The 21,109-nt window shown below is 69.9% G+C and carries 24 protein-coding genes and 1 pseudogene; 15 read left to right on the top strand and 10 right to left on the bottom strand.

The genetic code is table 11. From position 1 onward, the window contains the following. Positions 1-394 precede the first annotated feature (394 nt). Positions 395-1,108, top strand: coding sequence for a PaaI family thioesterase (locus ABN273_RS08960; protein WP_349448181.1), 714 nt, complete (start codon positions 395-397; stop codon positions 1,106-1,108). Positions 1,109-1,244: 136 nt separating this feature from the next. On the opposite strand, the gene ABN273_RS08955 is transcribed toward ABN273_RS08960, so the two are convergent. Beyond that, on the bottom strand, positions 1,245-2,105 hold the full coding sequence (locus tag ABN273_RS08955) for an alpha/beta hydrolase (RefSeq protein WP_349448180.1): 861 nt from the start codon (positions 2,103-2,105) through the stop codon (positions 1,245-1,247). An 86-nt stretch (positions 2,106-2,191) separates the two neighbouring features. On the opposite strand from ABN273_RS08955, the gene ABN273_RS08950 reads away from it, so the two are divergent. Continuing rightward, entirely contained in the window at positions 2,192-2,875 is a 684-nt protein-coding gene (locus ABN273_RS08950; protein ID WP_349448179.1) for a type 1 glutamine amidotransferase, read from the top strand. Here ABN273_RS08950 and ABN273_RS08945 read toward each other — a convergent pair. Further along, entirely contained in the window at positions 2,853-3,509 is a 657-nt protein-coding gene (locus ABN273_RS08945) for an HXXEE domain-containing protein (RefSeq protein WP_349448178.1), read from the bottom strand. The genes ABN273_RS08950 and ABN273_RS08945 overlap by 23 nt on opposite strands. A gap of 76 nt (positions 3,510-3,585) precedes the next feature. Here ABN273_RS08945 and ABN273_RS08940 point away from each other — a divergent pair, with 76 nt between their 5' ends. The 3 genes from ABN273_RS08940 to ABN273_RS08930 all read left to right on the top strand — a co-directional run bounded on the left by ABN273_RS08940 (position 3,586) and on the right by ABN273_RS08930 (position 8,186). Continuing rightward, the gene (locus ABN273_RS08940) at positions 3,586-6,498 is read left to right on the top strand and encodes a bifunctional [glutamine synthetase] adenylyltransferase/[glutamine synthetase]-adenylyl-L-tyrosine phosphorylase (protein ID WP_349448177.1); all 2,913 of its coding nucleotides are present in this window, start codon (positions 3,586-3,588) and stop codon (positions 6,496-6,498) included. A gap of 31 nt (positions 6,499-6,529) precedes the next feature. Further along, positions 6,530-7,564 carry a hypothetical protein gene (locus ABN273_RS08935; protein WP_349448176.1) on the top strand — a complete coding sequence of 345 codons (1,035 nt, stop codon included), beginning with the start codon at positions 6,530-6,532 and terminating at the stop codon, positions 7,562-7,564. 100 nt (positions 7,565-7,664) lie between these two features. Next, positions 7,665-8,186 (top strand): GNAT family N-acetyltransferase, encoded by a 522-nt coding sequence (locus ABN273_RS08930; RefSeq protein WP_349448175.1) that lies wholly within the window; start codon positions 7,665-7,667, stop codon positions 8,184-8,186. A 5-nt stretch (positions 8,187-8,191) separates the two neighbouring features. Here the strand turns inward: ABN273_RS08930 and ABN273_RS08925 are convergent, their stop codons facing one another. Further along, positions 8,192-9,130: a LysR family transcriptional regulator gene (locus tag ABN273_RS08925; protein WP_349448174.1), complete on the bottom strand. Its 939-nt coding sequence runs from the start codon at positions 9,128-9,130 to the stop codon at positions 8,192-8,194. A gap of 84 nt (positions 9,131-9,214) precedes the next feature. Between ABN273_RS08925 and ABN273_RS08920 the strand changes: the two genes are divergently transcribed. Further along, positions 9,215-10,462, top strand: a complete 1,248-nt coding sequence (locus tag ABN273_RS08920; RefSeq protein WP_349448173.1) for an MFS transporter — start codon at positions 9,215-9,217, stop codon at positions 10,460-10,462. 19 nt (positions 10,463-10,481) lie between these two features. Further along, a complete protein-coding gene (locus ABN273_RS08915) occupies positions 10,482-11,234 on the top strand; it encodes a B3/B4 domain-containing protein (RefSeq protein ID WP_349448172.1) in 753 nt (250 codons plus the stop codon). A gap of 4 nt (positions 11,235-11,238) precedes the next feature. Here ABN273_RS08915 and ABN273_RS08910 read toward each other — a convergent pair whose 3' ends face one another. Continuing rightward, positions 11,239-11,556: a hypothetical protein gene (locus ABN273_RS08910; RefSeq protein WP_349448171.1), complete on the bottom strand. Its 318-nt coding sequence runs from the start codon at positions 11,554-11,556 to the stop codon at positions 11,239-11,241. A 219-nt stretch (positions 11,557-11,775) separates the two neighbouring features. Between ABN273_RS08910 and ABN273_RS08905 the strand changes: the two genes are divergently transcribed. The 4 genes from ABN273_RS08905 (at position 11,776) to ABN273_RS08890 (ending at position 14,738) form a co-directional block, all read left to right on the top strand. Next, positions 11,776-12,237, top strand: coding sequence for a helix-turn-helix domain-containing protein (locus ABN273_RS08905; RefSeq protein ID WP_349448170.1), 462 nt, complete (start codon positions 11,776-11,778; stop codon positions 12,235-12,237). 177 nt (positions 12,238-12,414) lie between these two features. Continuing rightward, positions 12,415-12,639: a hypothetical protein gene (locus tag ABN273_RS08900; protein WP_349448169.1), complete on the top strand. Its 225-nt coding sequence runs from the start codon at positions 12,415-12,417 to the stop codon at positions 12,637-12,639. Between the two features lie 1,534 nt (positions 12,640-14,173). Further along, positions 14,174-14,506 carry a TetR/AcrR family transcriptional regulator gene (locus tag ABN273_RS08895; protein WP_349448168.1) on the top strand — a complete coding sequence of 111 codons (333 nt, stop codon included), beginning with the start codon at positions 14,174-14,176 and terminating at the stop codon, positions 14,504-14,506. Between the two features lie 16 nt (positions 14,507-14,522). Beyond that, positions 14,523-14,738 carry a TetR/AcrR family transcriptional regulator C-terminal domain-containing protein gene (locus tag ABN273_RS08890; RefSeq protein WP_349448167.1) on the top strand — a complete coding sequence of 72 codons (216 nt, stop codon included), beginning with the start codon at positions 14,523-14,525 and terminating at the stop codon, positions 14,736-14,738. Positions 14,739-15,137: 399 nt separating this feature from the next. Here ABN273_RS08890 and ABN273_RS08885 read toward each other — a convergent pair whose 3' ends face one another. From ABN273_RS08885 to ABN273_RS08870, 4 genes and pseudogenes are all read right to left on the bottom strand, one after another. Then, the gene (locus ABN273_RS08885; protein WP_349448166.1) at positions 15,138-15,455 is read right to left on the bottom strand and encodes a helix-turn-helix domain-containing protein; all 318 of its coding nucleotides are present in this window, start codon (positions 15,453-15,455) and stop codon (positions 15,138-15,140) included. After that, complete coding sequence (locus ABN273_RS08880) at positions 15,452-15,574, bottom strand: hypothetical protein (RefSeq protein ID WP_349448165.1); 123 nt, start codon at positions 15,572-15,574, stop codon at positions 15,452-15,454. Before ABN273_RS08880 ends, ABN273_RS08885 begins: the two co-directional genes overlap by 4 nt. A gap of 95 nt (positions 15,575-15,669) precedes the next feature. Further along, positions 15,670-15,819 (bottom strand): hypothetical protein, encoded by a 150-nt coding sequence (locus tag ABN273_RS08875; protein WP_349448164.1) that lies wholly within the window; start codon positions 15,817-15,819, stop codon positions 15,670-15,672. A gap of 127 nt (positions 15,820-15,946) precedes the next feature. After that, a pseudogene (locus ABN273_RS08870) lies at positions 15,947-16,153 on the bottom strand (type I glutamate--ammonia ligase); the annotation flags it as partial. 61 nt (positions 16,154-16,214) lie between these two features. Between ABN273_RS08870 and ABN273_RS08865 the strand changes: the two are divergent. Together ABN273_RS08865 and ABN273_RS08860 are read left to right on the top strand one after the other, a co-directional pair. Continuing rightward, positions 16,215-16,523 carry an AbrB/MazE/SpoVT family DNA-binding domain-containing protein gene (locus tag ABN273_RS08865; RefSeq protein ID WP_349448163.1) on the top strand — a complete coding sequence of 103 codons (309 nt, stop codon included), beginning with the start codon at positions 16,215-16,217 and terminating at the stop codon, positions 16,521-16,523. Then, entirely contained in the window at positions 16,523-16,828 is a 306-nt protein-coding gene (locus tag ABN273_RS08860) for a hypothetical protein (RefSeq protein WP_349448162.1), read from the top strand. Before ABN273_RS08865 ends, ABN273_RS08860 begins: the two co-directional genes overlap by 1 nt. A 68-nt stretch (positions 16,829-16,896) precedes the next feature. On the opposite strand, the gene glnA is transcribed toward ABN273_RS08860, so the two are convergent. Both glnA and ABN273_RS08850 read right to left on the bottom strand, forming a co-directional pair. Continuing rightward, positions 16,897-18,321, bottom strand: coding sequence for a type I glutamate--ammonia ligase (gene glnA / locus ABN273_RS08855; protein WP_349448161.1), 1,425 nt, complete (start codon positions 18,319-18,321; stop codon positions 16,897-16,899). 93 nt (positions 18,322-18,414) lie between these two features. Beyond that, positions 18,415-19,497: a hypothetical protein gene (locus ABN273_RS08850; protein WP_349448160.1), complete on the bottom strand. Its 1,083-nt coding sequence runs from the start codon at positions 19,495-19,497 to the stop codon at positions 18,415-18,417. Positions 19,498-19,574: 77 nt separating this feature from the next. Between ABN273_RS08850 and ABN273_RS08845 the strand changes: the two genes are divergently transcribed. Both ABN273_RS08845 and ABN273_RS08840 read left to right on the top strand, forming a co-directional pair. Next, complete coding sequence (locus ABN273_RS08845; protein ID WP_349448159.1) at positions 19,575-20,036, top strand: RDD family protein; 462 nt, start codon at positions 19,575-19,577, stop codon at positions 20,034-20,036. Positions 20,037-20,123: 87 nt separating this feature from the next. After that, positions 20,124-21,080 carry an AraC-like ligand-binding domain-containing protein gene (locus tag ABN273_RS08840; protein WP_349448158.1) on the top strand — a complete coding sequence of 319 codons (957 nt, stop codon included), beginning with the start codon at positions 20,124-20,126 and terminating at the stop codon, positions 21,078-21,080. Positions 21,081-21,109: the final 29 nt, after the last annotated feature.

The following is a 21,109-nucleotide window of genomic DNA, read 5'->3' as shown; positions in this document are numbered from 1 at the left end:
GCCTCCCCGAGGCCCGCCGAAGATGCGCACCCCATCGGGCACCGGCCCGTATCGGCGGATTGGTCGCGGGGCGGGGGGAAGCCGGGATAAGGTACTCCCAACGCCTTGATCGGCCTCACTCTAGGTGCAAGTCCGGAGTGAGGCCGATTTTCGTTGCTTCTGACCCCCGAGTCACATCCCGGCGATGTGCGGCACATAGCGTCTCGATACACCTGGTGGCAGGCCGGTCGGGATGGGTCGGGAAGTTTCGGGCCCCGTCGAGGCGTTATGTGGTGGTGCCGATCAGCCTCAGGACCCCCGAGATCTGGCGAAACCGGGAGTCCAGTAAAATCGGCCTACTCCTTTTGGCATTTCCGGACTTCTCGCCATATATGGCGATATTGGAGGATGTGGCATGACGACGGCTGCCCTGCAGACCGTGTTGACCGTTCCGGAGCGTTTCCGGGGCCCCGCGGGAGTCGCCAACGGCGGCTGGATAGCGGGCACCATGGCGGAGGCGCTGAACGGTGGTCGATCAGCCGTCGAGGTCACCCTGCACGCGCCCACGCCCCTGGAGACCGAGCTGCGCCTGGAGCACGTCGCCAACTCCGTGTCCCTCTCGGACGGCGACAAGCTGCTGGTCGAGGCCATCCCCGTGGCGGAGGACCTGGAGGGCCCGGGGTTCGTGCCGTTCAACGACGCCGCCCGCGCCGAGGCGGGGTTCGTGGGCCTGAAGGCGCACCCGTTCGCCGAGTGCTTCGCCTGCGGCCTGCGCGAGCCGGGCGACGGCCTGCGCATCTTCCCCGGCCCGGTGGAGGGCACGGACCTGGTGGCGGCCGGCTGGCGGGTGCCGTTCACGGTGACGGGCGAGGACGGGGTGCCCGTGTCGATCGTGGGCGCGGTGCTCGACTGCATCACCGGCTGGGCCCACTTCGGCCCCGGCGAGTCCGCGCTGCTCGGGCGGCTCGCGGTGCAGATCCACCGCCCGGTCAACCCCGGCGGCCGCTACTCCGTGGTGGCCCGCCCGACCGGCCGCGACGGGCGCAAGATGTACGGCCAGAGCGCCATCTACGAAATGGACGGCACGCTCGTCGCCGCCGCCCGCGCGACCTGGATCACGCCACGCTGACCTGCGCCACCGAACGGCCCCTGAGCAGCTGGCAAGCAGCTCAGGGGCCGTTTCGCGCTCAGGTCACGGCACCGTGCGCCCGCACCCACGCGCCCCCGCTCGGAGGTGGCGAGGTCCGGCGTTCGGGTAGCGGGAATCAGGCCGGTGAGGTGAGGTGGGTGACGACGGCCGACGCGCAGCGGTCGTCGAACAGGATCGTGTAGTGGTTGCAGTCCGGGATCACCTCGTCCCGCAGCCCCGGGAGACGGGCGGACCAGGGGCGGGCCAGATCGTCGGGAAGGAAGCCGGCGTCCTGGTTGAGCAGTCCGCGGGGCGCTCTGAGCAGGGAGAGCGGTGACCGGACGGATTCGAGGGCGGCCGCGATGGCCTCCGGCTCCAGCCGCAACCAGCGCCCGTCCTGCAGCACCGCCTCCTCGACCGCCCGCGACCGCAGCGCCCCGTCGGGGCCCGTCAGGTCGTAGCGGACGTACGCCTCCACGTCGGCGTTCCAGTGGCCGGCGAAGGCCGGATGCGCCTTGAAGAAGTCGGCGTACGCGTCGGCGGTGGGGAACGTCTGGCGCAGCCGGGCGATCGCGGGTCCGAGCGTGGCTTCCATGACCTCGTCGACGTCCGCGTCCTGCGGCAGCGGCGGCAGCGGGAGGCCGCCGTCAACCAGCACCACCCGTGCGAAGTCGCGCTCCGCGGCGGCCAGGGCGGCGACGTACGCGCCCATCGAGTGCCCGGCCAGCACCGCGTCCGGACCCGCCCCGATGTGGTCGGCGACGCGCAGGACGTCCTCGGCGTGCCTCGGCAGCCCGTACGGACCGGGCAGTGCGGCGCTGTGCCCGCGACCGCGCAGGTCCATCGCGACCAGGCGCCATCCCTCGGGCAGCCGCCGCCCCACCGCGCCCCACGCCATCAGCGAGGCCGTGATCCCGTGCACCGCGATGATCGTGCGCGGCCCCGTTCCGAAGGTTGCGATGCGCTGACCGGCGACTTCGTCGAACTCGAATCCCATAACCGGAGCTTAGGGACAAATATCACACCACGGTATGCACGGGCCTAGATCGGCAGCCTGCCCACGTGGCGGATAAATTGCCTGATATGCGTATCACCGTGATCGAGCACGAGGCCGAGGCCGGCCTCGGGTACCTCGGCGAATGGCTGGGGCTGGCCTGCGACGTCGTACGGCCGTACCTCGGCGAGGAGATTCCCGCGCGCCCGGCGGACGGGCTGATCGTGCTCGGCGGTGCGTCGGCGGCCTGGGAGGACGAGCGGAGCCCCTGGCTGCCCGCCACCCGCGACCTGCTGCGCCTGGCCGTCGAAGAGAGCACGCCCATCCTCGCCATCTGCCTGGGGGCGCAGCTGCTCACCCTGGCCTGCGGCGGCACGGTCGAGCGGGGCGCGAACGGGCTCGAGGTGGGTGCTCGCGAGGTGGTCGCCCTGCCCGCGGCCGGCGATGACCGGCTGTTCGCGGGGGTCGGCACGGCCGTGGCGGTCCAGTATCACCAGGACGCCATCACGCGGCTGCCCGACGGCGCGGTGCCGCTGATGACCGGCGCCCAGTATCCGAACCAGGGCTACCGGCTCGGTGCGGCCGCGTGGGCGGTGCAGTTCCACCCCGAGGCCACGCCGGAGATCTTCGCCTCCTGGACCGCCGAGCCCCGCCTGGACGCGGCCGAGGAGCTCAACGCCGAGGTCAAGGCCGCCGAGGGCGCGCTCGTCGCCACCTGGCGGCCGGTGGCGGAGGCGTTCGCCGAGGTGATCAGAGCCGGCGGTCGCGCCTGAACCTCGACCTCCGGCGCCGCCCCCACCGGCCCTTCCCGGCCGCCATGATCGGCGCGGCGCCGATTCCGGGGGTGCGCGATCGGACGAGGGCCGTGCCGGCGCGGGGCACGGGGGTCCGTGCCGGGGCGGGAGCCGTGGCGGTGCCCGTCCCGTGCGCACGGGGCCGGGTGAGCGCGTGGGCCAGGGCGTGGACGCCGCCCACGACCAGCGGGAACGCCGCCGGTCCCGCCCAGCCGGAGGCCCCCGCCCGCACCGGCACCCCGGCGGCCCGCAGGCGCCGCCAAGCCCACACCGAGAACGGGATGACCACCAGGGGCGCGGTCACGATCCCCGGCGTGTAGCCCCGCGCCACCGCGGCCTGCCCCAGGTGCGCCACCCCATGGGCGCCGAACCCCAGCAGCGCGGCCTGGAAGACCGGGCTCCGCCCGCCCGTACGCGCCCCCAGCGCCGAGGCCCCCGCCACCACCCCGCCCATGAGCCCGATGGCTACGTTCACGTGCCGCTGCGACACCTCGGGGACCCACGGCCACCGCTCCCGGGCCTTTCGCGCCCAGCCCGCCATGGTCGCCAGCTCCTCCGCGTCGTGCACCGCCCAGGCCACCAGCAGCCCCCACGTGACGGTCGAGGGAACCATCGAAGCCACCTCCATAGAAACGCAACGCAACGTTGCGTTTCTATGGTACGCCGGAAGTGGCTGTCAAGATGGAGGGGTGCCCAGGATCGAATCCACCGCCGCGAGGCTCGCCAAGCTCGGCTTCGCCGATGGCGCCCGGGCCGCCCAGCTCGTCCGGCAGGCAGGACCCGACGTGGAGGACCTCCTGGAGTTCCTGGTAGACGTGGCCGACCCGGACCAGGCGCTGGTCTCGCTGACCCGCCTGGCCGAGCGCGAGCCCGCCGTGCTCGACACCGTCCGCGGAGACGGAGACCTCCGCGCCCGGCTGCTGGCCGTGCTCGGCGTCAGCGCCGCACTCGGCGAGCACCTGGTGCGCCACCCCGGCCAGGTCGCGCTCCTCGCCGAGCCGCAGCTGGGCGACGCCCGGGCGGAGCTGCTGCGGGCGGTCGGCGCCGAGCCGGGGGAGGCCGCCACCGGCGACGACCCGCTGAAGGCGCTGCGCGTGGCCTACCGGGGCAGGCTGATGCATCTCGCCGCGCGCGACCTCATGGGAGAGGCCACGCTGACCGAGGTCATGGCGGAGCTGTCCGACCTCGCGGGCGCCGCGCTGGAGGCCGCGCTCGCCATCGCGCGGGCCGAGGTCGACGACAGCCAGGTCCGCCTGGCCGTCATCGGCATGGGCAAATGCGGCGCCAGGGAGCTCAACTACATCAGCGACGTAGACGTGATCTTCGTGGCCGAGCCGCGGGAGGGTGCCGACGAGACCAAGGCGCTGCGCACGGCGACCCGGCTGGCCCAGGCCATGATGCGGGCCTGCGCCGACACCACGTCCGAGGGCTCGCTGTGGGAGGTGGACGCGGGCCTGCGGCCCGAGGGCAGGTCGGGCCCGCTGGTGCGCACGCTCGGCAGCCACCTGGCCTACTACCGGCGCTGGGCGAAGACCTGGGAGTTCCAGGCGCTGCTCAAGGCCCGGCCGGTCGCGGGCGACATGGAGCTGGGCGCCGCCTATGTCGAGGCGGTCAACGAGCTGGTGTGGTCGGCCGCCACCCGCGAGCACTTCGTCGAGGACGTGCAGGCCATGCGCCGGCGGGTCGAGGCGCACGTGCGCGCGGAAGGGGACCGCCAGCTCAAGCTGGGGCCGGGCGGGCTGCGTGACATCGAGTTCGCGGTGCAGTTGCTCCAGCTCGTCCACGGCAGGCTCGATCCCCTGCTGCGCCGAAGGGCCACCCTGCCAGCGCTGGCCGCGCTCTCCAGGGGTGGGTACGTCGGCCGCGAGGACTCGCGCGGGCTGGCGGAGGCATACTCGTTCCTGCGCCAGGTGGAGCACCTTCTGCAGCTGCACCGGCTGCGGCGCACCCACATCGTGCCCTCCGGCGAGTCCGATCTGCGCAGGCTGGGCCGGGCGCTCGGCATGCTGCCCGACCCGGTGGGGGAGTTCACGGCGAGGTGGCGGCGGCACGCCAGGGAGGCGCGGCGGCTGCACGAGAAGCTGTTCTACCGGCCGCTGCTGCAGGCCGTGTCGAGGCTGCAGGAGTCGGAGGCGCGGCTGTCGGCCACGGCGGCGAAGGCCAGGCTGGAGGCGCTCGGCTACGTCGATCCCGCCGGTGCGCTGCACCACATCGCCGCCCTCGCCTCCGGCGTGTCCAGGCGGGCCGCGATCCAGCGCACGCTGCTGCCCGTCATGCTCGGCTGGTTCGCCGACACGCCCGACCCCGACGGGGCGCTGCTCGGGTTCAGGCAGGTGAGCGACAAGCTGGGCAGCACGCCGTGGTATCTGCGACTGCTGCGCGACGAGACGGCGGTGGCGGCCAGGATGGCGCGCGTGCTGGGCACCAGCCGCTACGCGACCGGCCTGATCCTGCATGCGCCCGACGCGGTCGCGATGCTCGGCTCGGACGAGGAGCTCGCCGTGCGCTCCCGGGAGTCGCTGCTGAACGAGGCCTCGGCGGCGGTCTCCAGGCACGCGGGCGATCCCGAGAGCGCCGTGGCGGCCGTGCGGGCGCTGCGCAGGAAAGAGCTGTTCCGTACGGCCGTGGCCGACATCTTCGGGCTCATCGACATCGAGCGGGTCGGGAGCGCCTTGTCGGCCTTGACGGATGTGACCCTCCAGGCCGCGCTCGACGCCGCCCTCGCCAAGGTCCCGGACGTCACGAGGTTCGCCATCATCGCCATGGGCCGGCTCGGCGGCATGGAGTGCTCCTACGCCAGCGACGCCGACATCATGTTCGTGCACTCGCCGCTGCCCGGGGTCGAGGAGCGCGAGGCCACGGACGCCGCGTTCGCCGTGGCCAACGAGGTGCGCCGGCTGCTCTCGCTGCCCGCCCCCGACCCGCCGCTGATCATCGACCCCGACCTGCGTCCCGAGGGGCGGCAGGGGCCGCTGGTGCGGACGCTGGCCTCCTACCGCGCCTACTACTCGCGCTGGTCGTCGCCGTGGGAGTCGCAGGCGCTGCTGCGGGCCAGGTTCTCGGCGGGCGACCGCGAGCTGGGCGAGCAGTTCACGTCGATGACCGACGAGCTGCGCTACCCGCAGGGCGGGCTGCACGACGACGCGGTCAGGGAGATCAGGCGGCTCAAGGCCCGCATGGAGGCCGAGCGCCTGCCGCGCGGCGCCGAACCGGCCCTGCATACCAAGCTCGGGCCGGGCGGGCTGTCCGACGTGGAGTGGGTGGCCCAGCTGCTGCAGCTCCGCTACGCGGGCACGCTGCCGTCGCTGCGCACCACCCGTACGCTCGAGGCCCTGCGCGCGGCCGCGGGGGAGGGCCTGCTCGCGCCGGCCGACGAGGCCGTGCTGGCCGAGGCGTGGCGCTTCGCCTCCCGCATCCGCGACGCGATCATGCTGGTGAAGAGCCGCGCCGGCGACAGCGTCCCGCGCGACTCGGGGGAGCGCAAACTGATCGCCCAGACGCTCGGCTACCCGCCGGACGGCTCGGAGGACTTCCTGGACGACTACCGGCGCGTGACGCGCCGCGCACGACAAGTAGTGGATAGAGTTTTCTACGGGGCTTGATCAAGCCTTCCAACGGGTGTATCAAGGCGCGGTGTTATCCGTTTACGTGGATCTGGCCCTCGGCCTGGTGGTGTCGTTCCTGCTGCTGTCGCTGCTGGTGAGCGGCCTGAACGAGGCATTCGTGCGGCTGCTCGCCATCCGCAGCAAGTTCCTGTGGGCCTACCTCAGGGACACCATGGACGGCTCCGACAAACAAGGCAGGTCATGGCTGCCGGCCAAAGTGCGTGACGTCTTCGCGGCGTTGCCCTTCGTCCGCGACCCGCGCCCCAAGCACAGCGACCAGCCCGCGCCGGCCGAGCCCGGGGTGGTCCCGGCGCAGGAGAGCAAGGCCGAGGACGCCATGGTCAACCTGCTCTACCAGCGCGTCCAGGAGATCGACCACCCGAAGCGGGGCCGCACCAGCATCGCGAACATCCCGCCAGGACGCTTCGCGGTGGCGCTGATGGAGCTGGCGGCGGGCGAGCCGGACGGCGTCGAGGGGTTCCTGGCGAAGCTCAAGGAGATGCGCAGCCCTCTCTACGGCCACCTCAAGGGCGTGTGGGAGACGGCGCAGCGCGACCTCGACCGGTTCAGGCAGGGGGTGGAGACCTGGTTCGACGGGGAGATGCAGCGGCTGTCCATGCTCTACAAGCGCTACGTCAAGTGGGTCGTCGCCGTGCTCGGCCTGCTCGTGACGCTGGTGTTCACCATGGACGGGCTGGAGTACGCCAAGACGCTGCTGCGCGACAACGCCTTCCGCGCCTCCGTGACGGCCGTCGCGGAGTCGGGGCCCGACGCGTACAACGAGCTCAAGGCGCGCTGCACGGGTGGTGACCCGGTGCCGTGCGTCACCGAGACGCTCAGCGAGCCCGCGCTGGTCAGAATGCTCGGCCAGGCGCTGGTCAGCGTGTCGATCCCGGAGCAGGGCGACCCGTCCATCCAGTGGAACGGCGCCCTGTGGTGGGACCGGATCACCACGCCGAGCCACTGGCCCGGCTTTCTCCTGACGTACGTGGCGCTGCTGTTCGGGGCGCCGTTCTGGTGGGACGTGCTCCGGCGCATCACCGGCATCAGGTCCCGGCGGTGAGCCCCCTCCGGCCGCCACGGAGATCCCGTGCGCGGCCGGCGTGACCAGGGCGCTTTGCGGGACATTGGCCGATCAACCGTGCGGTCCTATCGTGGATCGGATGGAGACGCAGCGTTTGATCATGCGCAGATGGCGCGATGAGGACCGGGAGCCCTTCGCCGCCATGAACGCCGACCCCGAGGTGATGGAGCACTTCCCGGCCCCACTCACCCGCGCGGAGAGCGACCACTTCGTCGACAGGATCGAGGAGGAGTTCGACAAGGCCGGCTACGGGCTGTGGGCGCTGGAGGTGCGCGAGAGCGGGGAGTTCATCGGCTTCACCGGCCTGATCTGGCAGACGTTCGACGCGCCGTTCCTGCCCGCGTGGGAGGTGGGGTGGCGGCTGGCGCGCCCTGCCTGGGGCCACGGGTACGCCATCGAGGCGGCCAGGGAGGCCGTCAGGTACGCCTTCGGCGAGGCGGGGCTGGACGAGATCATCTCCATGACGGCCAAGCGGAACACCCGGTCCCAGGCCGTGATGAAGCGCCTGGGAATGAGCCATCTGGCCGATTTCCACCATACGCGGCTCGACCCGGACAGCCCTCTCTACCCCCACGTGGTTTACCACCTCAAGCGTCCCTAGGCACGTCAGGCGCTCATGGCGTAGAGGACGTCGCGCAGGGCAGGCTCGCGGCCGCGTAGCCAGACCAGCCGCAACGCCAGCGCCGGCGCGTCGAAGTCGAGCGCCACCAGCGCGCCGGAGGCCAGGTCGGGCTCCAGCGTGAAGTCCGGTAGGAGCGCGCTGCCGAGCCCCTGCCTGGCCCATTCGCGGGCGGTGGCGATGCTGGTCAGCTCCCTGCGCGGCACCTCCACGCCGAACACCCGGTCGGCCGCCAGCCGGATCGAGCAGCCGTCGGCGCTGACCAGCAGCGGCTCCCGGTCGCCGTCCGGCGCCGCGACCAGCAACAGCCTGACCTCGCCCACGTCCAGGAAGTCCAGGTCGGGTGCCGGGCTGGGCCTGAACCGGTATCCGGCGGCGGACCTCGGTCCGGCGGTGGTGGTCTTCGGCCCGGCGGCGGACCTCGGTCCGGCGGTGGCGCCCGAGCCCGTACTCTCGGGCACGGTGAAGCCGAGCCCGCCGATCCGCAGGCCCGTGTCCAGCAGCAGCGCCGCGTCCACCTCGCCGCTCGCCACCGCGGCCAGCAGCGGCTGGCGGGTGAGCGAGTACACGTCCACGTCCAGGTCGGGGCGGCGTTCCGACAGGCGGCGGATCACGGCGGGCAGCCGGGCCGCGGCCAGCATCTCCAGCGCGCCGATCCGCACCCGGCGGCGCTGCCCGGTGACGGCGCGGCGCACCTCGTCGGCGTGGTCGAGCAGCCCCTGCGCCCGCGCCAGCAGCGTGGCGCCCTGCTCGGTCAGGCGCATGCCCTGGGGCGTGCGCTCGAACAGGGAGACCCCGAGGCTCTGCTCCAGCCTGCGCACCTGCTCCGACACGGTCGCGGGGGCGAGGCCGAGGCTGTTCGCCGCCCCGGTGACAGTGCCCGCCCCGGCCACAGCGACAAAACCCCGTACCTGGCGCAGATCCATAGATGTCAGCATACGGTTTTCCCGAACGCCCCCTCAGATCATGCCTGTTGAGGGCGGATGCGGCGGTTCAGCAGGCTGAGGCGCATGATGTTCGGATTCTCCCTCGCCTACTTCCTCGTGATCCTCGACACGACCGTGCTGACGATCGCGCTGCCCGACCTGCGGGCCTCGCTGGGCGGCTCGCTGGCCGGGCAGCAGTGGGCGGTGAACGCGTACACGGTCGCCTTCGCCGCCTCGCTGCTCACCGGGGGAGCGGTGGCCGACCGGTACGGCGCGGCCCGGATCTTCAAGGCGGGGGTGGCGGCGTTCGGCGTGATCTCGCTGCTGAGTGCCGCGGCGCCGCACCTCGGCGTGCTGATCGGGCTGCGCGCCCTGCTCGGCGTGGCGGGCGCGCTCTGCACGGGCGGCTCGCTCGGCCTGCTCGCCCAGCTCTTCCCCGACCCGGCCGCCCGCGCCCGCGCCACCGGCCTGTGGGCCGCCATCACCGGCAGCGCGCTCGCCGCCGGCCCGCTGCTCGGCGGCCTCCTCGTGGACCTGTACGGCTGGCACGCCGTCTTCCTGCTCAACCCGCCCATCGCCCTGATCAGCCTGCTGAGCATGCGCCGGGTCCGCTCGCCGCGCGGCCACCGCCTGATCGACTGGCAGGTGCAGGCGCTGGCCTGCGTGTTCCTGGGCCTGGTGGCGGCGGCCCTGATCGACGCCTCGCTGGTGGCGGGCGCTCTGGCGCTGGCCGCTCTGGCGGCGCTGGTGCTGGCGGAGCGCCGCAGCCACGCACCGGCGCTGCCCGGCGGCCTGCTCGCCGCCACCTGGCCGGAGCTGCTGGCGGGCACGGTGGCCAACTTCGCCTTCGCCGGCGCCCTGTTCGTCCTCACCCTCCTCCTGCAGGACACCCGTCACCTGACCCCGCTGGCCGCCGGGCTGGCCTTCCTCCCGCTGACCCTCCCCATGACCGTGAACCCGCTGCTCACCGGCCGGCTGGTGGCCCGCTTCGGCCCCCGCCCGCCGATCCTGGCCGGCCTCGCCCTGCTCGCGACCGGCCTGACGGGCGTCGCCTGCACGGACGCTCTGGCGCCGTGGCTGGTGGTGACGGGGTTCGGGCTGTCGTTCGTGCTGCCCGCGCTGATGGCGGGCATGGTCAACAGCGCGCCTGCGGGCACGGCCGGCACGGCGGGCGGCGTCCTGAACGCCTTCCGCCAGGTCGGCGCCACGCTCGGCGTGGCGGTCATGGGCGTCATCGGCCACCCTCTGCCGGCGGCGGCCGTCCTGACCGCACTGACCTGCGCCTGCTACGCGGTGGGCGCCCGGCGTGCCCGCCCGGCCGTCCTGACCTGACGCACCTGCGCGGGGTATCGTGATCGGCGCGGCGAAGGGCCGAACGGCCGAGTTCCACGACGGGGATGACGAGGTGACCGTGCGTTTCCAGCATTCGAGCGACATCTGGCGTGACTTCCCGGAGCTCGTCCCCGGAGTGCTGTTCGCGCAGGGCATCACGGCGGACGTCTCCGTCGATGACCAGGTCGCCCGGTTCGGGGAGCTGGCCGCGAAGCGGCTCGCGAGCTCCTCGGAGGGGGAGTTGCCGGAGATCCAGGCGTGGCGGCGGGCGTTCTCGAAGATGGGCCTCAAGCCGACCCAGTACCGCTGCGCCTCGGAGTCGCTGCTGCGGCGCTTCAGGAAGGAAGGCGCGCTGCCGCGCCTGCACCCGCTGATCGACCTCTGCAACGCGGTCTCCATCGCGTACGCCATCCCGGTGGCGGTGTTCGACGTCACGAAGATCTCGCAGTACGTGGAGGTCAGGTATGCGGCGGGCGACGAGACGTACCTGACCTTCTCCGGTGAGACGGAGCACCCGCCGCCCGGCGAGGTGATCTTCGCCGACGCGGAGGGAAGGGCGCACGCCCGCCGCTGGACCAACCGCCAGAGCGGCCACTCGGCCGTCCGCGACACGACCTCAGAGGTCCTGATCGTCGCGGAGGCGCTGCACGACACGGCCGGTACGGACATCGAACGCCTGACGGCCACCATCGCCGACGAGCTGGCCGCCCTCTGGCCCGGCGCCTCGAAGGCGGCGACCCTGACCCCGTCCTCTCCCCGTTTCGAGTTCTAGCTGTTCATATGGCTTCCTCTTCGCTCACCGGCGTGAGGCCGGCGGCGCGGAGCCGGCGGGCCTCCCCGCGGGCGATCTGCCTGTGCAGCACGGCCAGCTCGCGCGCCTGCCGCTCCAGCTCGCTCTCCATGCGAGCCATTGCGCCCTCGTAGGTCTCCCTGGCCCTCTTGTAGGCGTCGGCCTCGACCTGGTGCAGAGCGGCGCGCTCGGCGGCCTCGGCGTTCTTCCCGGCGCTCTTGGCGGTGGCGATGGCTGCGGCGACGGCCGCGATGATGCTGGCCACCGCGCCGATGACGGCCACCGTCACCGCAGTGAGGTCCATCGGGGCCTCCGGCATCGAAGGGGGTTCAGGCCCGGCGGCGGGGCTTTATCGGTCATGGGGGTCATCCCACCTCCCCGGTGTAGCGAGATGTTGCGTCCCTGTTTCGGACGCTACAACATGCAACATCACTACATCAATGCGCAGCACCGGTCGGCTCATAATGCGCTGATGTTGGAGCCGAAAGCGTCGGGGCGCAACATCTGTGCTACAACTTGCAACATGGGCGATGACGGCAGGCGGGCGGGTCCCGCGCGGCCCTTCCATGAGCGCGTCAATCAGGAGCGGATCAAACGCGGCTGGACCCAGCTGAAGCTGGCGGAGCAGTCGGGTGTCGACCGTGCCACCATTCACCGGATGCGGGCGGCGAAACCGCAGCCGGACACGGTGTTCGCGCTGGCGGCGACGCTCGGCATCGACCGGGATGAGGCGCTGCGGCTGGCCGGTCTGGTGCCGGGTCGCGTGGGCGGCCAGGGCGAGTCGGTGCCCGCGCTGGCTGAGGACCCCGAGATCGAGGAGTTGCTCGCGAAGCTGCCGGCGCGGCGGCGCGCGATTCTGGAGCAGTTCAGGGATTCGGAGCGTGACCGCGTTCGGCGGCTGCAGGAGCAGGCCGAGGCCGAGGCGGCCGAAGCCGGCAGGCGTTTCAAAGAGCTTGTCCGCGTTGAAGTAGAGGAATCTGAATAGTCCTGAAAGCGGGAATCGCTGCGTTCTGCGGCAATTCTCTCGACTACTCTTAGTGGCCACCTGGCTGCACCGAGTTCTTTTACTCGACGCGATCTTCGACGCAATGTATTTCGGAGATTATTTAAGCGATGCTACGAGCAGCGGAAACTGCTCCGCACCGTACAAAAGGGGGGCCCAATGCGTCACATCCTCCCCATCGCCGCAGCGCTCCTGTGGCTCGCCAACATCGTCTACGTGGCGGCGATCCCCTGGATGCCTCTGGCGTGGCACGAGAGCAGCCACCTGGAATCGGTCCAGTTGCTCACCGTGGGGGCCGCCGTCGCGGCCACCATCGCATGGCAACTGCACCGGCAGGGGATCGAATATCGGATCGGATACCGGCACGGCCGCGCCGATCGATGAACGTACGGGGCACGGTGGACAGAGCGCGACAGCACGGGAACCGGCCCAGGTACTCCTCCACGGCCTCGGCCACCGGCTCAGAGAAGGGAATCGTCCGCTCGCGATCATGCTTGGCAGACCGAACAACAGCTTCGACCCGAGCATCTTCACCTGCTTGGCCACCTCGCCGTCTTGAACATCTCTGACCACTTGATCGGAATTTTGCAAGGGGGTCCGCGCTTCGGTAAAACCGGCCAGCAAACGGGGGACGCGCGGATCGGCGTCAAGCCACCCGGTCGATCTTCCACTTCTGGGTCGGGGTACGAATAGACCCACAGGCCAGCCCTTGTCCTAGAACCACCTTCTCTGACTTCTTCTCCGACGAGTTGTGGATTCCCACACATCCACCCTTTCCGAAGTTTGATACCTCGAAGTGGTCGCCTTTATTCTCCCAGTGCCAGAACTGGGTGGCATCACGCGGGGGACCAGGGGGTGAGCACTTGCCTGTCACCAGTGCCTGCGGGAGTCCCTTTAACGGTCATGCCCAGGCAGAGACCATTATGTTTGTTGCTCAGCTGTGCAAAGGCATCGCCGGAGGCGCTCTTGAAGGGAGCTCGCAGGATCCAGATCTGTGACGGGTCGGCGGCGGCGGTGGCGTTGCATGGCAGCTGCTCGACATCTGACGGCGTACGGCTCGGGTTGCCCGCGGCCGTGATGCTAACTCCCATGCACATGTTGGTCCCCTTGTTCCTGAATCTGCGGGCGGCTTGGGCGGCGTTTTCGGTTCCTGTGTGGCGCTCGGTTAGTTGATTCTGGGTCGAAGGAGGCGCGTAATATCCGCTCCCTGGCGTGGAGGCTGAAACGACAGGCGTGCTCGCGACCAGGAGTGCAGCGGTCGTGCCGGACAACGTCGCAGTCCGATGAGCGATTCGCATGATTCCTCTCCAATGTCTGGATATATGACCTTTCTACCCGAGATGCCCGATATATACCTCGTCGTGCATCGTGTCCTGCACATGTGATGTCAGCCTCTTGGCCATAACCTTCCGATTTGCGGGGGCGCATCCAGAGAATTTGGCGTGCTGTTGGAGAAGCGCGCCATCCTCGCCGAATCCAGATGGCGGATGAGGAGGCGGATCGGCGACGGGCTGGGACATGGTGGGATTCGGGCTGTGGTGGCGGTGGCTGGGGCATCCGAGTCCACGGTGCGCGCCGGGGTGCGCAGATCTGCTGCTCAACCCCTTGTCCGTGGCTCTGGCTAGTCAGCGGCAGAGCAGGTCGTTCATGACTGCGGGGAGAGCGTCGGGGGTGGTGGCGTTCCACGACGATGCCGTCGGGCCGGACCAGGAGCGGGCCGTAGGGCCAGCCGTCGATCAGTTGGGCACCGGCCGTCGCCCACACCGAGTCTCCCGCGTCCGTGAGCACCGTGAAGCATGAGCCCGCCAGGTCGAGCGAGGAGACGCCGTCTGCGACCCACAGGTGTGGGACGCGAGAGCCGACCGAGCCGTCCAGGTCCAGCGCCAGGTCCTCCGTCGAGGGCCTTGAGGCGTTGTCGATGCGCAGGGTGGCTGCCGAGCTCGGCTCGGGCACCACCTCGGTCTACCGGTATGTGACCAACCGCGATGAGCTGCTCGACCTGATGGTCGACGCGGTCAGGGGCGAGGACCTGCCGCATCTGCCCTCGGGCGACTGGCGAGCTGATCTGGCGCAGATCGCGTATGGCCAGCGCGAGTTGATGTTGCGCCATCCGTGGCTCGCTACCCTGCTCGGTTCCCGCCCGGCGCTCGGCCCGCACTCGCTGCGCCAGGTGGACTACGCGCTGGCGGCGGCCGAGTCCGCTGGCTGCGGATCCGACACGGGCGGCCAACGTCGTCGCTGTCATCGGTGACTACGTGCTCGGTGCCGTGTCACGCGAGCTCGCCGAGCTCGAGGCCCAGCGCCGTACAGGACAGAGTGAGGACGAGTGGCGCGCGAGCGTCGCGCCGTACATCCGCAAGGTTGTCGAGAGCGGTGCCTACCCCCACTTCGCCAGACGGGTCGTCGAGGCGCGCGACCCAAGTTTCACTGAGCAGTTCACCTTCGGGCTCGAGCGCATCCTCGACGGCATCAGCGCAGGCTGAACCCCGACCAGCAGGCCTCCGGGGCCTCCAGGGCGACCTGACTTTGCGTCTGTGACACGGACTACCTGGGGCCTCGAACCGGCATTCGGCCGCTGGTTGAGCTCAGCCGGATGTAGGCCACCAGGTGGTGGAGCCACTTTCCGACACGCTGGACATCGCCGGCGTGTGGCTGGCCGGCCGCTGCCTGGCGATGAGGTGACATGCCGCCCGTTGTCCACGGCGGCCGCCATCCGTGGACACTGGCGTTGCTCGGAGGAAGCAGCGGAACGCTCTGGTCGCACGTGCCCGACCTCAACGCCCTAGTGCAGGCAGCGATCGAACGTCGTGCCATCGAGCACGCCAAGCGCGAAGCCGAGGGAACGGCACATTTTCCGCGGGGTCCCTGGGCCCTTCCCTCGGTTATACGGCGTCGTACAAGGGGATGATCTCGCCGCTGTCCTTAGCCAGCACTGTCCGGACATGCCAGCCGATGGCCGCCGCGTAGCGGCCGACCAGTTCCATGGTGGCCACGTCGCCGCGCTCGATCTGTGAGACTCGGCCCTTGGTGACGCCCATGCGTTCGGCCACCTGCGCCTGCGTAAGCCCTTCCTGCTTGCGTTGTTCGGCGAGCCGTTGGCCGACCACGTAGGCGTCGATCTCACGCCGCGCCTGCGCCCGCTCCTCCGGCGTGAACTGGGCCGCGACCGCTTCCCGATCCCACTTGCTGTGTCCGCTCACCGCTGCCCCTCTTCCGCTTCCCGTTCCTTTAAATACTGCTCGTAGCGCGCTTCCGCCCAGGGGATCCACTTGCGGTACCAGCCCAACCAGTTACCGGACTTGTCGCCGCCGATCAGCAAGTTCGCCTCACGCCACGGGTCGAACGCGAACAGAATACGGATCTCGCTGCCCCCGACGATCCTGGCCGCAACTCCTTAAGGTTGGCTATCTGAGTTCATTTCAGGGTATCTATCAGGGGTCGCCCCAGAGCTGGGCCGGTCTCGGCGATTAGGTCGACGGCCTCGATGATCCGGAGCTGACTAGCACGGTCGAGACCCTGGAACCAGTCCCAGAGCTCGTCGGTCTTGTTGATTTCCCATGCCACTCTTGAAGTATAGGTTTTTCTATACGTATAACGGTAGCCGGAGCCGCGACAACATGCCAGATCCGACCGCCGGAATTGCGAAAGGCCTGGAGCCCTCATCGGGCCCGGGCCTTTCGATCAGATCGGATCAGACGTCGTAGTAGAGCTCGAACTCGTGCGGGTGCGGGCGCAGCCGGATCGGGTCGACCTCGTTCTCGCGCTTGTCGGCCACCCACGTCTCGATCAGGTCGGGCGTGAAGACGCCGCCTTCGAGCAGGTAGTCGTGGTCGGCCTCCAGGGCGCTGAGGACCTCGGGGAGCGAGTCGGGCACCTGCGGCACCTTTTGGGCTTCCGCCCGACCGGATACAGTAGAACTGTTGGAAAATCCGACAGTTAGAGGAGCCATCGTGTCTGTTATGTCAGTGGCTCGCGCCAAAGTACGTACCAAGGCGCAGCTCACCCTCCCCGATGAGATCCGTCGAGCCCTGCATATCGGCGAAGGGGACGAGGTCGAGTTCGCCGTGCACGACGACGGCACCGTGACTGTTCGTGGCTTCGTGTCGATTCCCGCCGATCAGGCGTGGTTCTGGACGCCTGAATGGCAGGCTGGCGAGGGGCAGGCGACGGCCGACATAGCTGCCGGCCGTACCACCTTCCATCGCTCTGCCGAGGACATGTTCGCTCACCTTGACTCAAGCGACGACGACTCGAGCGACGACGCCTGATGCCCACCTTTGAAACGGCCGGCCGCTTCGAGCGCGACTGGCGAAAGCTGACTGCCGAGCAACAAACGAGATTCCGAAAGGTGATCACCGAGGCGTTCATACCCGACATCGTTGCTGACGGGCCGTTCCGCGGGGGGCTTCGCGTGAAGGGCGTGACCGCCTACCCGGGCGTGTTCGAGATGACCTGGGCTCCGGACGGTCGAGCCACCTTCGCTTATGGTGACGAGCGAATCCCCGGTGAAGTGCACATCGTCTGGCGCAGGATAGGCACTCACGACATCTTCACTCCGCCGCCCGGTCCGTAGGACACATCCGGTCATGCGAAACGGCCCAGAACCGCAGCCGGTTCTGGGCCGTTTCGCGTGGGGCCAGACTAGATGTCGTAGTACATCTCGAACTCGTGCGGGTGCGGACGCAGCCGGATCGGGTCGACCTCGTTCTCCCGCTTGTACGAGATCCACGTCTCGATCAGGTCAGGCGTGAAGACGCCGCCCTCGAGCAGGTAGTCGTGGTCGGCCTCCAGCGCGCTGAGCACCTCGGGCAGCGAGCCGGGCACCTGCGGGATGTTGCGGGCCTCCTCCGGCGGCAGCTCGTAGAGGTCCTTGTCGACCGGCTCCGGCGGCTCGATCTTGTTGCGGATGCCGTCGATGCCCGCCATCAGCATGGCCGAGAACGCGAAGTACGGGTTGCACGACGGGTCGGGCACCCGGAACTCGATGCGCTTGGCCTTCGGGTTGGAGCCCGTGATCGGGATGCGGACGCAGGCCGAGCGGTTGCGCTGGGAGTAGACCAGGTTGACCGGGGCCTCGTAGCCGGGGACCAGGCGGTGGTAGGAGTTGACCGTCGGGTTGGTGAAGGCCAGCAGCGACGGGGCGTGCTTGAGCAGGCCGCCGATGTAGTGGCGGGCCGTGTCGGACAGGCCCGCGTAGCCGACCTCGTCGTAGAAGAGCGGCGAGCCGTCCTTCCACAGCGACTGGTGGCAGTGCATGCCCGAGCCGTTGTCGCCGAAGATCGGCTTCGGCATGAACGTGACCGTGTGGCCGTACTCGAGGGCCGTGCTCTTGATCACATACTTGTAGAGCATCAGGTTGTCGGCGGTCTTGAGCAGCGTGCCGAACTTGAAGTCGATCTCCGCCTGGCCCGCCGTGCCGACCTCGTGGTGCTGCATCTCGACGTCGATGCCGCACTCGATGAGGTTGCGCACCATCTCGGAGCGCAGGTCGGTGAAGTGGTCCATCGGCGGCACCGGGAAGTAGCCGCCCTTGTAGCGCGGCTTGTAGCCGAGGTTGCCGCCCTCGGTCGCCTTGCCGGTGTTCCAGGCGCCCTCGATGGAGTCGATGTAGTAGTAGCCGGCGTTCTGCTTCGTCTCGAAGCGCACGTCGTCGAAGATGTAGAACTCGGCCTCGGGGCCGAAGTAGACCGTGTCGGCGATGCCGGTGCCCTTGAGGTATTCCTCTGCCTTGCGCGCCACGTTACGCGGGTCTCGGCTGTAAGCCTCGCCGGTCAGCGGGTCGTGCACGAAGAAGTTGATGTTGAGCGTCTTGTGCTGGCGGAACGGGTCCACCACGGCGCTGGACGGGTCGGGCAGCAGAAGCATGTCGGACTCGTGGATCGCCTGGAAACCGCGGATCGACGAGCCGTCGAACATGAGTCCGTCGGTGAAGACGCTCGCGCTGAAGTTTTCTACCGGGAAGGTGAAGTGGTGAGTCGTCCCCGGCAGGTCGGTGAACCTGACATCGACGAACTGCACCCCTTCGTCACTGATGAACTTCAGGACGTCGTCGGCGGAGTTGAACACTCTCGAACCTCCCTGGGGACTGGCCATCATGCCGACGCTAGGACGTGGCCGTTTCCGTATGGTGTCTCGTTTGTTTCGCACATGTTACGCAGGTCAGGTGGCCTGTGACGCGGTGCAACCCGTGCCTTCATCCTCTTCCTGCTCATACGGATCCTTCGGCAACCCCGTGGGCGTGACGCTTTCGGGAGGCGAGTCCTTGTAAACGGGATGCACGAACGCGTCGTGCGTGTCGCAGCTGGCCGGGGTGGTGCTCGGGCTCCAGGGGTCCGGCCAGACGACCATGCGCCCGGATTCGCGATAGAGCAGCACACTGCCGATGGGCTGGGCGACGAGCCTGATGGTGGTCTCGGGCCGGCCCGGGCGATGCACGGCATAAACGACCAGATGGTTCAGCCTCACCTTGACGCCGTGCCTGCCGTCCTCCTTGAAGGTGTCCAGCGTCGCTCGTCCGTGCACCTTGATCACATCGGTGGCGAGCTCGGCCGTGCCCGGCGCGAAGCGGATGACGTATCCCAGAGCGCCCTCGTCGTTGTGCCGGAGGTTGTCGAGAAAGTCCGCGCGCAGCTCGGCGGGCAGGAGTTCGGCGAACGCCGCCGCCTTGCCGCCCATGAGCGTCTTCTTGTCCAGGAAGGCCGCCGCGAGCAGTTCCCGCGTGCGCTCCAGGCCCTTGGCCACGTCCTTCTCCGACAGCCCGCCCAGCGCCTTCGCCTCCGGCATCACGAAGCCGGCGACCCCCTCGGCGTACTTCTCGGCAGGGGATCCGGCGAACGGGCTCGGCGGCTCCTCCTTGCCGCCGTCGGCCCGATCGTCGCCCGAGCCCTCCGCCGGACCCACCGTGAGCTCGAGCGACGGCGCCGTGCCCACCGGCTCCTCGGGCACCGCGCCCGAGGGGGCGAGCAGGTCGGGGCGGAAGGTCACGACCACGCCCGCGGACGCGATCAGCCCCGTGATCACGGCCATCGCGATCCAGGCCCGGCCGATCCGCCGCCGGGGGGCCGCCTCCCTCTCGGGTAAGCCCGAGCGGCTCTCCCGGGCTGAGCGCCTTTCTAAGCGGTCTGCACGCCGCTGCTCTTTCGCGCCTTTGACGGCCGCGGCCCGCATCCTGCGCTGTTGCTCTTCGTCGATCTGCGCGACCAACTCGTTGAAGCGCGCATCAAGGTCATCCCCGTGTGGCATGGCGTACATGATGACCGCTGCGCGACGCGGTTGGGTCACAACGCGGACCGGCCCACCGGGCGGCTACCGTTGAAGGCATGAGCAGCAAGGAGCCTCGCTGGACGCAGACCTGGCTGGGCGGGGTCAGGTCCGCAGGGGTCGATCTCGGATACCCGGGGCAGCGTCTGGGCCTGCCCGAGGAGGGCAGCGGGTCGATCGCCGGCTGGGGCCGCAGGATCGCCGCGCTGGTCATCGACTGGATGATCTGCACGTGGGTCGTCGTGCAGCTGCTGCTCAGGATCGACCCGGCCGAGCAGCCGTGGGCGCCCGCGACTGTCTTCGCCCTGCAGTACCTGATCCTGGTCGGGTTCATGGGGCAGACCTTCGGGCACCGGCTGGCCGGCATCAGGGTGGCCGCGATGGACGGCGGCGACCCCCGCTGGCTGCCCGTGCTGGTGCGCACCGTGCTGCTGTGCCTGGCCGTGCCCGCCCTGATCTGGGACCGCGACCACCGCGGGGTGCACGACCGCGTGTCCAACACCATGGTCGTCCGCATGTAGTCCGCCGGCCTGCGCTGCCCTCATGGGGCCCGGCGGCCGGGCGCGCGATGGGTAGCATTGCAGGGCAGCCGACGGAGGAGCGACGGGATGGCCGTTCTGATCCGCACGAGTGACCTGCCCGCCAAGCAGCGCCACGACGCCTGGCGGACCATCGTGTGCGACACGCTCGGCCCACTCGACCTCCGGATCGACCCCGACGCCCCGCTGCGGGGCGAGATCGAGGCCGGGCAGCTCGGCCCCGTGAGCGTCGGCAGGGTCAGCACCTCCACGCCCCACAGCGTGCACAGGACCCCGGGCCTGATCCGCCGTGACAGCCCGGAGCTCTACCGCGTCGTCCTGGCCATGGCGGGCAGCCCGCGGGTGGCCCAGGACGGGCGGTACACGCAGCTCAGCAGGGGCGAGTTCGCGATCTACGACTTCACCAGGCCCTACGAGCTGGCCTACGACTCGGCGGTGCAGCTCGCGGTGTTCAGCCTTCCCCACGACCTGCTGTCCCTGCCGAACGGCGCCTTGGACGCGCTCACCGCAGTCCCCGTCACGGCCGAGTCGGGCACCGCCGCGCTGGCCGTGCCCCTGCTGCGCCGGGTGGCGGCGGACATCGAGACGTACCGACCGGAGAGCGCGGCCCGGCTGTCCACGGTGGTGACCGATCTGATCAGCACCGCCGTCGCCGAACGCGTCGAGCAGACGCGGTCGTTACCGCAGGACTCCCGGCAGCGCATGCTGCTGCTGAAGATCCATGCCTTCATCGAGCAGCGGCTGGGCCAGGCCGACCTCGACCCGGCCACCGTCGCGGCCGCGCACCACGTCTCGGTGCGCTACCTGCACCGGCTCTTCGAGTCCGAGCACACCACGGTGGCCGCCTGGATCAGGCAGCGGCGGCTGGAGCGGTGCCGCGCGGAGCTGGCCGAGGGCGGCACCCGGTCCGCGAGCGAGATCGGAGCACGGTGGGGGCTACCGGACTCGGCCCACTTCAGCAGGCTGTTCAAGCGCGCGTACGGGATGCCGCCCGCCGAGTACCGCCGCGCGAACATGGTGCACTGAACGTCAATCCGCCTGGCACCCAGATCCAA

The sequence above is a fragment of the Nonomuraea sp. B19D2 genome, from assembly GCF_040137845.1.
In the GTDB taxonomy this organism is placed as follows: Bacteria; Actinomycetota; Actinomycetes; order Streptosporangiales; family Streptosporangiaceae; genus Nonomuraea.
The sequence above is the reverse complement of the archived record's forward strand: the minus strand, read 5'-3'. Positions and strand labels throughout refer to the sequence as shown.